The following is a 12,886-nucleotide window of genomic DNA, read 5'->3' on the forward strand; positions in this document are numbered from 1 at the left end:
AGATGGAGATCGACTGGGCTGGGCTGCGTGCCGCCGCCATCGAGGCGATGCGGCACGCGTACGCCCCCTACTCCGACTTCCCGGTCGGGGTGGCGGGACTGGTGGACGACGGCCGGGTGGTCGTCGGCTGCAACGTGGAGAACGCGTCCTACGGCGTCGGGCTCTGCGCCGAGTGCGGGCTGGTCAGCTCGCTGCACGCGACCGGCGGCGGCCGGCTGGTGGCGATCTCCTGCGTGGATGCCAACGGCGAGCCGCTGATGCCGTGCGGGCGCTGCCGTCAGCTGCTGTACGAGCACGGCGGCCCGGAGTGCCTGGTCGAGGCCGTGCCGGCGCCGCTGCGGGTGCACGACCTGCTGCCGTACGCGTTCGGCCCGGCCGACCTGGAGAAGGTCAACGGCACGGAGTTCCCGGACGTCCCCGAGTCGCTGGCCAAGTGGCGCGGCCGGGGCACGGTCTTCGTGCACCCCGACCTGTCCGGCGGCGAGACGGTCTGGACCGGGTATTGGGAACGGTCCGCGGGCAGCCCCTCGGAGGGCGACGCCGAGAAGGGCGTGCTCGAGGAGGGCCCGAACTTCCTCACGCCCGCGGAGGCGGTCGCCTGGGGCCAGGCCCGCACGCCGCGGATCGTGGTGGTGAATGCCGACGGCGCGCTGGCCTGGGCCGGCGACGGCGAACCGCCGGACGGGATCCCGGCCAAGTGGGAGGATCAGGCATGACCGACTTCGCCGCGGTGGACATCATCCGGGCCAAGCGGGACGGGCAGGTGTTGTCCGACGCGCAGATCGACTGGGTGGTCGACGCGTACACCCGAGGCGTGGTGGCCGATGAGCAGATGTCGGCCCTCGCGATGGCGATCCTGCTGCGCGGCATGACGCCCGCCGAGATCGCCCGCTGGACCGCCGCCATGATCGCTAGCGGCGAGCGGCTCGACCTCTCCTCGGTGACCCGCCCGACCGCCGACAAGCACTCCACCGGCGGCGTCGGCGACAAGATCACGTTGCCGCTCACCCCGCTCGTGGCCGCCTGCGGCGCGGCCGTGCCGCAGCTGTCCGGCCGCGGCCTCGGCCACACCGGCGGCACCCTGGACAAGCTCGAGTCCATCGCGGGCTGGCAGGCGACCATCTCCAACGAGGCGTTCAAGCGGCAGCTCGACGAGGTCGGCGCGGTGATCTGCGCGGCCGGCGAGGGGCTCGCGCCCGCCGACCGCAAGCTGTACGCCCTGCGCGACGTCACCGGCACCGTCGAGGCCATCCCGTTGATCGCCAGCTCGATCATGAGCAAGAAGATCGCCGAGGGCACCGGCGCGCTGGTCCTCGACGTCAAGGTCGGCTCGGGCGCCTTCATGAAGGACCTGGCCACCGCCCGCGAGCTGGCGAGCACCATGGTGCGGCTCGGCCAGGACAGCGGTGTGAACACGATCGCGCTGCTCACCGACATGAGCACCCCGCTCGGCCGGGCGGTCGGCAACGCGGTCGAGGTGGCCGAGTCGGTGGAGGTGCTGGCCGGCGGGGGACCGGCCGACGTGGTCGAGCTGACCCTGGCGCTGGCCCGCGAGATGCTGGCCGCGGCCGGTGTGGACGCCGATCCGGCCAAGGTGCTCGAGTCGGGGGCGGCCATGGACACGTGGCGGCGGATGATCCGGGCACAGGGCGGCGACCCGTCCGCGGCCCTGCCGGTGGCCCGGGAGAACGAGGTGGTCCGGGCCACCCGCGACGGCGTGGTGACGGCCGTCGACGCGTACGGGATAGGGGTTGCCGCCTGGCGCCTCGGCGCCGGACGGGCCCGCAAGGAGGATCCGGTCAGCTTCGGCGCCGGGGTCCTGCTCAAGGTCAAGCCGGGCGACCGGGTGACGGCCGGCGACGTGCTGTTCGAGCTGCGCACGGACGAGCCGGCCCGCATCCCCGCCGCGCGCGACGTGGCCACCGATGCGGTGATTGTCGGAGATGCGGCTCCCGCCCTTACCCCGCTGGTGCTCGACCGCATAGCCTGACGCACCATGACGAAGGCCGCACCCGACCCGCGCGCGGTTCGCGAGGCGAGTCTGGACGAGCTGGAGCGGCTCGGCCTCCCGACGCCGCCGCCGGGCTTCCCGCTGATCTGGGAGCCCGGCGACACGGTCGAGCTGCGGCCGACGCTCGACATCGAGGCGCGGTGCGCGGTGCTGCACGTGGTCGTGGCGCGGTGCTTCGGCATGCCCACCGAGATCGCCATGAGCTGGCTGCTCGGGTCGCACCTGGTCGACCTGGTCACCCCGCCCGAGTGGCAGTTCGTGATCGGCGCCAAGGGCGACCACCGGTCGTTCGTCCTGCACCACGACGCGGTGTTCGCGCTGTCCTGGCTGCTCGGGCTGAGCCGGCACCTCGACCCGACGGCGCCGCCCGAGGACCGGATGATGTCGCAGATGCCCGATCTCCCGGCGGGCGAGACGTTCGGCAGCTGGCGGTCCCGGTCGCTGATGTCACCCCGCGACCCGGTCGAGGCGGCCGTCCTGCTGGATCTCTACTACTGCCTGGACTGGGCCTTCCAGGAGGTCGAGCGGGTCGGTGGCCGGCTGCCGGGGGAGATCGACGCGAACGCGATCGGGCAGCGGCGGTGGGCCCTGGAGTGGGCGATCATCTTCCACGGCCCGTACCACGACAAGCCCCCCGAATGGGAAGAGGTCGACCTCTCGGTCTAAAGGCCTACCGCCTTTCGTAGGCGGTCAGGTGCACCGCCGCGGTCACGGTGACGTCCTCGGTGGGCGCGGTGGCGCCGTGCCGGGCGCTCGGTGTCATGCCGATCAGGGTGGCCGCCTCGGCGGCCGTGAGGCGCAGCGTACGGCTCAGCGTCTCCGATCCGTCCCGCCGGAAATGACCGGCCAGGCTCTCCCGGACCCGATGATCCTTGTCGGGATCGACGTGGATCATCCCGTGTCTCGTGACGAGCTCGGCCAGATGGCCGGGCGCCGGCGTGACCACGAGCAGGGTGCCGCCGGGTCGGAGGATGCGGTGGAACTCGGCGCCGTTGCGCGGGGCGAAGACGTTCAGGATCGTGTCGGCCGCCGCGTCCGCGATCGGCAGCGGCCGCCAGACGTCGGCCAGGATCGCCGCCGCCCGGGGGTGCGCGCGGGCCGCCCGCCGCAGAGCCGGCTTGGAAACGTCCAGCCCAAGGCCGGTCTCTGCCAACTTGTCCAGAGCACGCGCCAAGTAGAAGCCGGTGCCCACGCCGGCGTCGACCACGAAGCCGGCCGGGGTTCGCGCGGCGAGCGCGTCGGCGATGAAGTCGTAGTGGCCGGCGGCGAGAAACGACTCCCGGTCGGCGACCATCCCGGCGGTGTCGCCGACGTGCGGGAGGCGGCCGGCGCTGAGGTCCGCGTACCCCTGTCTGGCCATGTCGAAGCTGTGCCCGCGCGGGCAGCGCAGCGCCCGCTCCCGCCGGCTCAGCCCCTGCCCGCAAGTCGGGCAGCGCAGGTACGGCAATGCTCCGTCGATCATTAGTTCCCGACCTCTAGGCTCGGCTGATGGCGGCCATCACGCACTCCGACATCCTGAAGGCGCCCAAGGCGCTGCTGCACGACCACCTCGACGGCGGCCTGCGCCCGCAGACCGTCCTCGAGCTCGCCGACGCGGTGGGGCACCCGCTGCCGGCCGGCGACGCCGAGGCGTTGGGCGCATGGTTCGTCGCGGCGGCCGACTCCGGCTCGCTGGAACGCTACCTGGAGACCTTCGCCCACACCGTGGCGGTCATGCAGACCGAGGCGGGCCTGCACCGGGTGGCCCGGGAATGCGCGCTCGACCTGGCCGCCGACGGCGTCGTCTACGCCGAGGTCCGCTACGCGCCCGAGCAGCACCTGGAATCGGGCCTCTCGCTCGACGCGGTGGTCGACGCGGTCAACTCCGGCTTCGTGGACGGCTGCGCCGAGGCGGCCGCGCTGGGCCGGCCGATCCGGGTCGGGGTCCTGCTGACCGCCATGCGGCACGCCGCCCGCTCGCAGGAGATCGCCGAGCTGGCGGTGCGCTACCGGGACGCCGGGGTGGTCGGCTTCGACATCGCCGGCGCCGAGGCGGGCTTCCCGCCCACCCGCCACCTGGACGCGTTCGAGTACCTGCAGCGGGAGAACTTCCACTTCACCATCCACGCCGGCGAGGCGTTCGGCCTGCCCTCGATCTGGCAGGCCATCCAGTGGTGCGGCGCCGACCGGCTCGGCCACGGCGTCCGCCTGGTGGACGACATCACCGGATCGCCGGCTGCCGGCGACGCGGTGCTCGGCCGGCTGGCGGCATATGTTCGCGACAAGCGGATTCCGCTGGAATTGTGCCCTTCGTCGAATGTGCAGACCGGGGCCGCCGCCTCGATCGCCGAGCATCCGATCGGGCTGCTGCACGACCTCCGCTTCCGGGTCACCGTCAACACCGACAACCGGTTGATGAGCGGCACCTCGATGTCGCGCGAGATGACCCTGCTCAGCGAGGCTTTCGGGTGGGGCTGGAGCGAGCTGCAGTGGCTGACGATCAACGCCATGAAGTCCGCGTTCATCCCGTACGACGAGCGGCTCGCGATCATCACCGAGATCATCAAGCCGGCGTACGCCAAGCTGCTGGGTTGAATGCCGTCCGGCAAATAGCACCCCACCTATGGGCCGCGGTGCTACCGGTTCGGTGCGACCTCTCATCCGTTCGGTCAGAATGGTCCCTACAAACACTGCAAAATCCGGCATCTCACCTTGCTCTGCGGCTCGGACCGCGCCATCGTCTCTCCTGCCCCGATCCATTACGATCGGGCCCGATCGGCCGGCGAAACCCCCACGCTGAGTCGGTTGTCTGAGTGACAGTGAGAGACGCATCCAGATACAGGCAGTCATATCGAACCGGCGATGTCCCCGTTGGACAGGACAACATCGCATCACACAACCGGTCCGTGCCCGCCTGGTCTTTCTCTTTGACACTCGTCGTGATGGAATCTCGGGGGCCCGACGCGGGAGTCGGCCGTGTGCGGTGCCCGGCGACAGATGCCGGGCCCGAATCAGGAGGACGGTGACGTGAGCAAGCGCCCCAAGACGGCGACCGGCGTCATGTCGCGTCTCCGTCGGCCGGCCGATCGGCTGCGAGATCTGCCGATCTGGTCGAAGCTCGGCTTGATCATGCTGGTTCCCACCCTGGCGACGATCATCGTCGGCGTCAGCGGCCTGGTGGACCACATCGATACGGCCAGCAACGCGGAGCGCGCACGTAACCTGGCGGTTCTGTCCGAGGCCGCCGGTGGCCTCGTCGACCGCCTGCAGAACGAACGCGCCTACGGCGTCATGATCAAGACGTATGGCAACTCGCCGGTCGGCGACGCGGCGGTGAAGGCGTTCAACAACGAGCACGCCGCGGTCGACCAGGCCAAGGTGCCGTACTCGCAGCAGAAGGCCGCGCTGGACGACGTGCCGGCCAAGGTGGGCACGCTCCTGCTGCGCCTCGACCGCAACCTGGAGGAGCTGCCCTCCAAGCGGAGCCAGATCGCCAACAAGGCGCTGCCGGTCGAGGACGTCAAGGACACGTACACCATCCTCATCAACGACCTGCTCACCGTGCGTGACGTCTCGGCGCAGCTCTCCACCGACACCGAGCTCTCCGACCACCTGCGCACCGTGGCCGCCGTGGCCCGGGCCAAGGAGTACATCGCCGAGCAGCGCGACATCGGCCACCTCGTCCTCGGCGAGGGTGACTTCTCGGCGGCCCTGCGCCGCGACTTCCTGCTCACCGACACCGGCCTCAACCTGGCCAACGACACGGTGCACTCGATCGGCACCGACGCCGAGGTCCAGCTCTTCGACCGGATCCAGAGCGTGCCGGACGGCCGCGCCGCGACGAACTTCACCGTCCAGCTGAAAAACCTGCAGGGCAACAACACCCGCAACATCCCCTACGACGCCCAGTCGTGGGAAAAGGCGATGATCGGGTACAACAACCTGTACCGCCAGGTCGAGCAGAAGATGGACGCCGACGTGGTCGCCCAGGCCACCACCCTGCGCAACGACGTCAACCGGCGGGTCTTCATCGAGACCAGCGTGCTGCTCGCGATGCTGCTGCTGGCGATCCTGTTCGCCTGGCTCGTCGCCCGGTCGATGGCCCGCTCGCTGCGCGAGCTGCGACAGGGCGCCCTCTCGGTCGCCCAGTTCGGCCTGCCGCACGCGGTGTCCCGGCTGCGTGACCCCGCGCTCGCCACCTCGCTCACCCCGGCCCAGGTCGCCGACCAGATCGCCGAGCCGCTTCCGGTGCGCAGCCGGGACGAGTTCGGCCAGGTGACCGAGGCGTTCAACGCGGTTCACCTCGAGGCGGTGCGCACCGCGGCCGAGCAGGCCGCCCTGCGGGCCTCCGTCGCGACGATGTTCGTCAACCTCGCCCGCCGTTCGCAGATCCTGGTCGACCGGCTCATCGGTCACCTGGACCGGCTGGAGCGCGGCGAGGAAGACCCGGACCGCCTGGCCGAGCTCTTCCAGCTCGACCACCTGGCCACCCGGATGCGCCGTAACGACGAGAACCTCCTGGTTCTCGCGGGCGCCGACTCGACCCGCGTGCAGCGCGAGCCGGCCGCCCTGATCGACGTGCTCCGCGCCGCCCAGTCCGAGGTCGAGCACTACACCCGCATCGAGTTCGGCATGATCGACCGGGACATCGAGGTGGCGGCGCACGCCGTCAACGACATGGTGCACCTGGTCGCCGAGCTCTTCGACAACGCGACCGCGTTCTCCCCGCCCAACTCGACGGTCACCGTCGAGGCCCGGCGGCTGGGCGACGGCGCGCTGCTCTCGGTCGAGGACCGCGGCATCGGCATCAGCCGCGAGCAGCTGCGCGACCTCAACGACCGGCTCGCCAACCCGCCCATGGTGGACGTGGCCGTCTCCCGCATGATGGGCCTGGTCGTGGTCGCCCGGCTGGCGAACCGGCACGGCGTCAAGGTCGAGCTGCGCCCGGCCGACGCCGAGCGCGGCACGGTGGCCGACGTGAGCCTGCCGGTGCAGGTGCTGATCGCCGGCGCGATGGCCGGCCGCAGCGTCGGCGGCGGCTACGAAGGACTCCCGCCGGGCGGCCGTCCCGGCCTGCCCGAGCCGCTGGCCCTGGAGAGCGGACGCGGCGGCTACCCCGGTGGCCGGCCCTTCGATCCCAACCCGCCGATGACCAACGGCGGCATGCTGGGCACCGGCGGCCGGTCCGTTCCGGCCTGGTCCGACCTGACCGGCGCGCCCAGCAACGGCAACGGCAACGGCTTCGGTGGCGGATCCGGCATCGGCGGCGCCTTCTCGAACGGTGCCAACGGCAGCAACGGCAGCGGCTCGGCGAACGGCTTCTACGGGCCGCGCAGCAACGAGATGATCCCGCCGCTGCCGTCCGGCCCCGCGCCGTCCGGGCCCGCATCGTCCGGCCCGCAGGGCTTCGCCGGTCCGGACGGGCTGCCGCAGCGCCGCAACGGCGAGCAGTTCCGGCCCGGCACCGACACCGACAGCGGCTACGGCGCGACCATCCCGCGCCAGCTGCCGTCCAACCCCGAGAGCCAGACCCGTGGCGGGTTCGTCCCGCCGGTCTCGGCCCCGCCGGTGCCGCCGGTCTCCGCGCCGCCGGTTCCGTCCGGCCCGCCGTACGCCCGGCCCACCTCGGTGCCGCCGGCCAACGAGCAGCCGCCGGTCTCCGGGCCGCCGACCGCGACCCCGGCCGCGCCGCCGGCCTGGCCGCCGGTCGCTCCGGAACGCGACCAGAACGCGGCGCCGCACGTGCCCGAGAGCCTCGCGGCCGCGCTCGACATGACCGCCGAGATCCCGCGCTACCGCCCCGAGGGGCAGCGGCAGCCGCAGGTCGAGCGGCCGACCAACCCGCAGACCGCGCCGATCCCGTCGTCCGCGCCGCCGGCCCGTCCGGTCTCCGCGACGCCGGCCTCGGGCGGCGGCACGCAGGCGGACGCCCAGCGGGCGGCCGCGGCGGCCAAGGCGGCTCACGAGGCGGCGACGGCCCAGGCGGCCGAGGCACAGGCCACCGCGGCGGCGCAGATCGCCGCGGCCCAGGCCGCGGCCCGTCAGCGGGACAGCAACCAGGGTCAGTTCGCCGACGAGACCATGGAGCTGCCGATCTTCCGGGAGCTCGAGTCCGCCTGGTTCACCACCGCCCGCCCGGCCGACAAGCAGCCGGCCGGCGACGAAGCGGTGTCGACCCAGCGGATCCCGACCGGCGAGCCGACCCGTACGGTCGGCGTGCCACAGCAGGGCGGATCGCCCGAGTCGCGCGACCACGATCCCGCTCCGGTGGGCGTTGGCGCCGCGAGCGGCTACGGTTCTCCGAGTGGCAACGGAACCAACGGCGCGGTGTCCAACCCGTGGCACACCGCCGCCGACGAGGGCTGGCAGGCCGCCCGTGCGGCGGCAGAGCACTCGATCGATGCCACCACCACGGCCGGGCTGCCCAAGCGCACACCGATGGCGCAGCTCGTCCCCGGCGGTGTCGACCGTGGCGGAAGTTCCGTCCAGAAACGTACTCCCGAGGGTGTCCGCGGCCTGCTGTCCGCGTACCACCGGGGTGTGCAGCGCGGTCGCACCAAGGAACAATCGACCAACCCGGAGGAGACTCCGGGAGGGCAGCAGTCCTCGCAGGCTGGCAAGGAGCATGAGGCATGACATCTACGCAGGATCTCGGTTGGCTTCTGGCCAACTTCGCCGACCGCGTTCCCGGAGTCGCGCATGCGATCGCGGTCTCCGCCGACGGTCTGCTCCTGGCGGCCTCGCGGGACCTTCCGCGTGACCGTGCCGACCAGCTGGCGGCTATCGCCTCCGGCCTGGTCAGCCTGACCCAGGGCGCCGCTCGGTGCTTCGAGGGTGGCGCGGTGCTGCAGACGGTCGTCGAAATGGACAACGGGTTCCTCTTCCTGATGTCCATCTCCGACGGCTCGTCGTTCGCGGTGCTCGCGGCGCGCAGCTGCGACGTCGGACAGGTGGGCTACGAGATGGCCCTTCTCGTCGACCGCGTCGGCGAGGCCTTGACTCCCGCGCCGCGGTCCGCGGCCGGCGTTCTTGGCTGAACGGGCAGTGAGCCGGTTCTCTCGGCTGCTGTTCAAAAACTTGACAACAAGAGACACTTCTAGGGTTCGAGGAAGGGGTGAGCGGTGACGATGCCCGAGCGCGATGAGCCGACCGGCGCGCTGGTCAGGCCGTACGCCGTGACCCGCGGTCGGACCCGGCCGAAGCTTGAGATAGCGCTGGAAGCGCTGGTCGAGACAACCGTGCGCGGCCGATCAGGCATGATCCGCGGCGGGCAGGGTGGAAGCGAGCATCAGTACATCGCGGCTATGTGCGACGGCGGCCGTGTGCAGTCGCTCGCCGAAATCGCCGCACGCATGCAACTGCCGCTCGGTGTGGCTCGAGTGATCGTCGCCGACATGGCCTCTGACGGCCTTGTCGCGGTGTACGAGCCCACCTCGCTGGAAGACGAGACCGACGCGGTAGGCACGGAACTGCTGGAAAGGGTGCTGAGTGGACTTCGCAGGCTCTGACATGTCGCACCGTCCCGCTGCTGGGGGGCGCGTTACATCGGCGAAGATTGTCATCGCCGGTGGATTCGGCGTCGGTAAGACGACGCTGGTCGGGTCGGTCTCGGAGATCACCCCGCTGACCACCGAGGCCATCATGGCCTCGGCCGGTGTGGGTGTCGACGACAACCGGCAGGTGCCGGGCAAGATGACGACCACCGTCGCCATGGACTTCGGCCGTATCAGCATCGACCGTGACCTGATCCTCTACCTGTTCGGCACCCCCGGCCAGACGCGGTTCTGGTTCATGTGGGACGAGCTGGTGCGGGGCGCGATCGGTGCCGTGGTCATGGTGGACACCCGCCGTCTCGCCGACTGCTTCGCCGCCATCGACTTCTTCGAACATCGTCGCCTGCCGTACCTGGTGGCGATCAACTGCTTCGACGGGATGCAGTACCACAACGCGCAGGACGTCCGGGACGCGCTGGCGATCTCGAGCGACGTGCCCGTGGTGAGCTGCGACGCCCGTAACCGTGAGTCGACGAAGAACGTCCTCATCTCGCTTGTCGAGTATGTGCTGACGATGCGTCGCTCGCGCGCGGTCGCGCCTGCGTGATGGGGTGATTCCGGGTCCGCGAAAGTGCGGACCGGGGATCATTCCGGCCATGCCGGCGCGGTGGTCGCGGTGAGCGTCTCGGCTACTCACGGTGACTGGTCGCGGACTTGGTGAAACCCCGCTCCGACGGTCGGAGCGGGGTTTCTGCCTGTCCGGGCTCCTCTACGGACGGTCATCGGTCGTGTGCAGGTCACGAATGGAGCAACGCGCGCAGCCCGTCGAGATCGTCCACAACGAGCTCCGGACGATAGGGATCCGGGTCGCTGCGGTAGGCCGCGGCCTCAGGACAGCCGGCGTTGGTGACCAGGATCGGGCGCATGCCGGCGCGGCGGGCGCCGTCGTGTTCGCGGCTGCCGCCGTCGCCCACGTACCAGCAGTCCCCGGCGGACACCCCGAGACGGGCGCTCACGGCCGCGTAGAGGCGTAAATCGGGCTTGCGGTACCCCTCGTGCCAGGAGAACACGGCAGCGTCTATCCGGGGCGCGTAGGGCGTCGACGGCCAGGACTCGTACAGCTCGCTCGAGCAGTCGCTCACCAGGCCCAGCCGGAAGCCGTCGGCGCGCAGCCGGTCGAGCAGCGCCAGCCCGCCGGGGCGGGGCGGGCGGACCTGCTCGGCGCCGGCCAGCTGGGCGGCGACCGCGGCGTCCGGCGGCGGGTCTCGGCGTACGGGTCGGTCAGGGTCCCGAAGAAGCCGAAGACGATCGCTCGCACCCGACCATGATGCCGGTCGCGCGCGCGATGATGGGCGCATGACGAAGCTCACGGGACGACAGATCGCCGACGCGGGGCTGACCGGCTGGGTGCCGCTCGCCAACGCCCTGCACACCCGCGTCCGCAGCGGCGACTTCGCGACCGGGCTGGCCCTGGTCAACGCCATCGGCGCGGCGGCCGAGGAGGCGAATCACCACCCGGACATCGACCTGCGCTACCCGCACGTGAACATCCGGCTGTTCAGCCACGACGAGGGCGGGATCACCGCGCGCGACGTCGAGCTGGCCCGCATCATCTCGGCGCTGGTCGCCGACTCGGGCCTGTCCCAGACGACGCATGGGGTCAGCGAGATGGAGCTGGCCCTGGACACGCCGAACCTCAAGGCGCTGCTCCCGTTCTGGGCCGCCGTGCTGGCGATCGGGCCCGCGCACAGCCTCGAGCTCGGCGACGACCTGCGCGACGGGGCGGGCACGCTGCCGCTGATCTGGTTCCAGGAGTCGGGCAGCGAGGAGCCGAGGCAGCGCTGGCACCCCGACATCTGGGTCGATCCGGCCGAGGTGCAGCCCCGCATCGACGCGGCGGTGGCCGCCGGCGGCACGCTGGTCAGCGACGCCGAGGCCCCGAGCTACTGGGTGCTCGCCGACCCGGAGGGCAACAAGGTCTGCCTGTGCACCTGGCAGCAGCGAGGCGCCTGACCGGCTCGCGCCCGCGGCCGCCGTGGGTGATCCGCGTCGCGCAGTTGTCAGCTTGCGTCGTGCGGGTGCGGCCTGCGTCGGGCGTGCGGGCCCGCGTCGCGCGGTGGCCGCTCACGCGAAAGCGGCCGCGACGGGACGTCGCGGCCGCTTCTGTGGTCAGCGGGAGTAGTTGGCGCTGTTGTCGCGGAACTCGTCGGCGCCCTCGCGGTCGCGGGTGAAATCCCATCCGCCGGCCGACTCGCGGCCGGGGCGGCCGCCCATGGCGAAACCGCCGATCTCCTGGCCCCGGCGCCAGCCGCGGAAGTAGCCGGTCGTGTGCGCCGCGATGCTCGCCGCGTCGCGGACGATGCGCAGCGGGCGCTCGTCGCGCAACGGGGAGCCCGGCACCAGGTTGGCCTGCGGGACCCGCTTGGGCAGGCCCGCCGCGGTCTCGGCCGCGATCTCGGGGGTCGCCGCCCGCTCGGCGGCACGCCAGCCGCTGTCGTTGGGGTTGGCCCAGTTCAGGTCGGCCGGGGTGTCGGTGTGGCCGGTGAACCAGGCCGACCGGGCCGCCGCGAAGATCAGCAGGTCGGTGTCGTTGCTGTCGGCCGGGACCGGCGGCGTGCTGCTGCGGTCGAGCGCCGTGAGCTTGGTGCTCGTCGTGCTGACCACGCTGCTGGCGCGGCGGCCGTTGCGGGCGGCCTCGCCCTCGACCAGGCGCAGCGACGGCGGCTCGTTGATGGCGGGCAGGTCGGCGACCGTCGTGTCGAGGCTGTTGCCGATCCGCGGCTCGACCAGGCGCAGGGCCGGCGGCTCCTTGGGCATGTCCTGCCACGGCGGCTTGACCCGGCCCGGGTCGGACGGGGGCCCGCTCGCCGACACGGCGGGCGTCGACACCTCGTCGCCGCTCGGGTTGATCAGCGGCCAGTTGGCGCGGGAGCCGGGCTCGGCCGGCTCGGACCGCTGGGCCGGCATCGGCAGCGACGAGTAATCGGTGGCGCTGCCGGGCGCGGGGCTCGACGGCGCGCGGCTGGGCCGCGGCGGGATGACCGTGCGCTGCCGCTCGGCGCGGGCGCTGTTGATCGCCGCGTTGGTGAGCGTCGCCCGGAACGGCTGCCCGCTGTCGGCCGGAGAGACCGACGCGGACGGCATCGACGACGACAGCGACGGGGACGACAACGAGGGCAGCGACGGGGACGACATCGAGGGCAGCGACGAGGACGGCATCGACGCGGCCGGCGACTCCGCGGCCGGGCGGCCGGCCGGCCGGGACGCCGGGGCGATCGGGGTGCGCGCGGCGGCTCGCGAGCCCGGCGTGATCGGCGTCATGCCGGGCGGGGGCGGCGGCACCGAGACCGGCCGGTTGCCGGGCACGGGCGCGCGGTTGGGGAACGCGGCCGCGGCGGCCGGC

Annotated in this window: 12 protein-coding genes and 1 pseudogene; 10 read left to right on the forward strand and 3 right to left on the reverse strand. The window is 72.1% G+C overall.

Annotation, left to right across the window (positions count from 1 at the left end; translation table 11 throughout):
• Positions 1-2 precede the first annotated feature (2 nt).
• From ACFQS1_RS09045 to ACFQS1_RS09055, 3 genes are read left to right on the forward strand one after another with little or no spacing between them, the layout of a single operon-like run.
• Positions 3-716 carry a cytidine deaminase gene (locus ACFQS1_RS09045; RefSeq protein ID WP_378965748.1) on the forward strand — a complete coding sequence of 238 codons (714 nt, stop codon included), beginning with the start codon at positions 3-5 and terminating at the stop codon, positions 714-716.
• The gene (locus ACFQS1_RS09050) at positions 713-1,990 is read left to right on the forward strand and encodes a thymidine phosphorylase (protein WP_378965749.1); all 1,278 of its coding nucleotides are present in this window, start codon (positions 713-715) and stop codon (positions 1,988-1,990) included. Before ACFQS1_RS09045 ends, ACFQS1_RS09050 begins: the two co-directional genes overlap by 4 nt.
• 6 nt (positions 1,991-1,996) lie before the next feature.
• The gene (locus ACFQS1_RS09055) at positions 1,997-2,677 is read left to right on the forward strand and encodes a DUF4272 domain-containing protein (RefSeq protein WP_378965750.1); all 681 of its coding nucleotides are present in this window, start codon (positions 1,997-1,999) and stop codon (positions 2,675-2,677) included.
• A gap of 4 nt (positions 2,678-2,681) precedes the next feature.
• Here ACFQS1_RS09055 and ACFQS1_RS09060 read toward each other — a convergent pair whose 3' ends face one another.
• The gene (locus ACFQS1_RS09060) at positions 2,682-3,473 is read right to left on the reverse strand and encodes a putative RNA methyltransferase (protein ID WP_378965752.1); all 792 of its coding nucleotides are present in this window, start codon (positions 3,471-3,473) and stop codon (positions 2,682-2,684) included.
• A gap of 26 nt (positions 3,474-3,499) precedes the next feature.
• Between ACFQS1_RS09060 and ACFQS1_RS09065 the strand changes: the two genes are divergently transcribed.
• The 5 genes from ACFQS1_RS09065 (at position 3,500) to ACFQS1_RS09085 (ending at position 10,090) form a co-directional block, all read left to right on the forward strand.
• The gene (locus ACFQS1_RS09065; protein WP_378965753.1) at positions 3,500-4,585 is read left to right on the forward strand and encodes an adenosine deaminase; all 1,086 of its coding nucleotides are present in this window, start codon (positions 3,500-3,502) and stop codon (positions 4,583-4,585) included.
• Between the two features lie 432 nt (positions 4,586-5,017).
• Positions 5,018-8,626: a sensor histidine kinase gene (locus tag ACFQS1_RS09070; RefSeq protein WP_378965755.1), complete on the forward strand. Its 3,609-nt coding sequence runs from the start codon at positions 5,018-5,020 to the stop codon at positions 8,624-8,626.
• Complete coding sequence (locus ACFQS1_RS09075; RefSeq protein ID WP_014447580.1) at positions 8,623-9,027, forward strand: roadblock/LC7 domain-containing protein; 405 nt, start codon at positions 8,623-8,625, stop codon at positions 9,025-9,027. Before ACFQS1_RS09070 ends, ACFQS1_RS09075 begins: the two co-directional genes overlap by 4 nt.
• Positions 9,028-9,117: 90 nt before the next feature.
• Positions 9,118-9,498 (forward strand): DUF742 domain-containing protein, encoded by a 381-nt coding sequence (locus ACFQS1_RS09080; protein ID WP_122982576.1) that lies wholly within the window; start codon positions 9,118-9,120, stop codon positions 9,496-9,498.
• A 1-nt stretch (position 9,499) separates the two neighbouring features.
• Positions 9,500-10,090 carry a GTP-binding protein gene (locus ACFQS1_RS09085; RefSeq protein ID WP_378965756.1) on the forward strand — a complete coding sequence of 197 codons (591 nt, stop codon included), beginning with the start codon at positions 9,500-9,502 and terminating at the stop codon, positions 10,088-10,090.
• Positions 10,091-10,280: 190 nt separating this feature from the next.
• Here ACFQS1_RS09085 and ACFQS1_RS09090 read toward each other — a convergent pair whose 3' ends face one another.
• The gene (locus ACFQS1_RS09090; RefSeq protein ID WP_378965758.1) at positions 10,281-10,841 is read right to left on the reverse strand and encodes an HAD family hydrolase; all 561 of its coding nucleotides are present in this window, start codon (positions 10,839-10,841) and stop codon (positions 10,281-10,283) included.
• On the opposite strand from ACFQS1_RS09090, the gene ACFQS1_RS09095 reads away from it, so the two are divergent.
• On the forward strand, positions 10,840-11,496 hold the full coding sequence (locus ACFQS1_RS09095) for a 4a-hydroxytetrahydrobiopterin dehydratase (RefSeq protein ID WP_378965759.1): 657 nt from the start codon (positions 10,840-10,842) through the stop codon (positions 11,494-11,496). The genes ACFQS1_RS09090 and ACFQS1_RS09095 overlap by 2 nt on opposite strands.
• Positions 11,497-11,652: 156 nt before the next feature.
• Here ACFQS1_RS09095 and ACFQS1_RS09100 read toward each other — a convergent pair whose 3' ends face one another.
• Positions 11,653-12,450, reverse strand: coding sequence for a hypothetical protein (locus ACFQS1_RS09100; RefSeq protein WP_378965760.1), 798 nt, complete (start codon positions 12,448-12,450; stop codon positions 11,653-11,655).
• A 19-nt stretch (positions 12,451-12,469) separates the two neighbouring features.
• On the opposite strand from ACFQS1_RS09100, the pseudogene ACFQS1_RS09105 reads away from it, so the two are divergent.
• Positions 12,470-12,886, forward strand: a pseudogene (locus ACFQS1_RS09105) (hypothetical protein); the annotation flags it as partial.

This window comes from Paractinoplanes rhizophilus, from assembly GCF_042664765.1.
GTDB classification, from domain to species: Bacteria; Actinomycetota; Actinomycetes; order Mycobacteriales; family Micromonosporaceae; genus Actinoplanes; species Actinoplanes rhizophilus.

Coding starts and splice junctions, on each gene's coding strand:
- ACFQS1_RS09045 (WP_378965748.1), top strand. CDS start 3: ATGGAGATCGACTGGGCTGGGCTGCGTGCCGCCGCCATCGAGGCGATG.
- ACFQS1_RS09050 (WP_378965749.1), top strand. CDS start 713: ATGACCGACTTCGCCGCGGTGGACATCATCCGGGCCAAGCGGGACGGG.
- ACFQS1_RS09055 (WP_378965750.1), top strand. CDS start 1,997: ATGACGAAGGCCGCACCCGACCCGCGCGCGGTTCGCGAGGCGAGTCTG.
- ACFQS1_RS09060 (WP_378965752.1), bottom strand. CDS start 3,473: ATGATCGACGGAGCATTGCCGTACCTGCGCTGCCCGACTTGCGGGCAG.
- ACFQS1_RS09065 (WP_378965753.1), top strand. CDS start 3,500: ATGGCGGCCATCACGCACTCCGACATCCTGAAGGCGCCCAAGGCGCTG.
- ACFQS1_RS09075 (WP_014447580.1), top strand. CDS start 8,623: ATGACATCTACGCAGGATCTCGGTTGGCTTCTGGCCAACTTCGCCGAC.
- ACFQS1_RS09080 (WP_122982576.1), top strand. CDS start 9,118: ATGCCCGAGCGCGATGAGCCGACCGGCGCGCTGGTCAGGCCGTACGCC.
- ACFQS1_RS09085 (WP_378965756.1), top strand. CDS start 9,500: ATGTCGCACCGTCCCGCTGCTGGGGGGCGCGTTACATCGGCGAAGATT.
- ACFQS1_RS09095 (WP_378965759.1), top strand. CDS start 10,840: ATGACGAAGCTCACGGGACGACAGATCGCCGACGCGGGGCTGACCGGC.
- ACFQS1_RS09090 (WP_378965758.1), bottom strand. CDS start 10,841: ATGCGCCCATCATCGCGCGCGCGACCGGCATCATGGTCGGGTGCGAGC.
- ACFQS1_RS09100 (WP_378965760.1), bottom strand. CDS start 12,450: ATGCCGGCCCAGCGGTCCGAGCCGGCCGAGCCCGGCTCCCGCGCCAAC.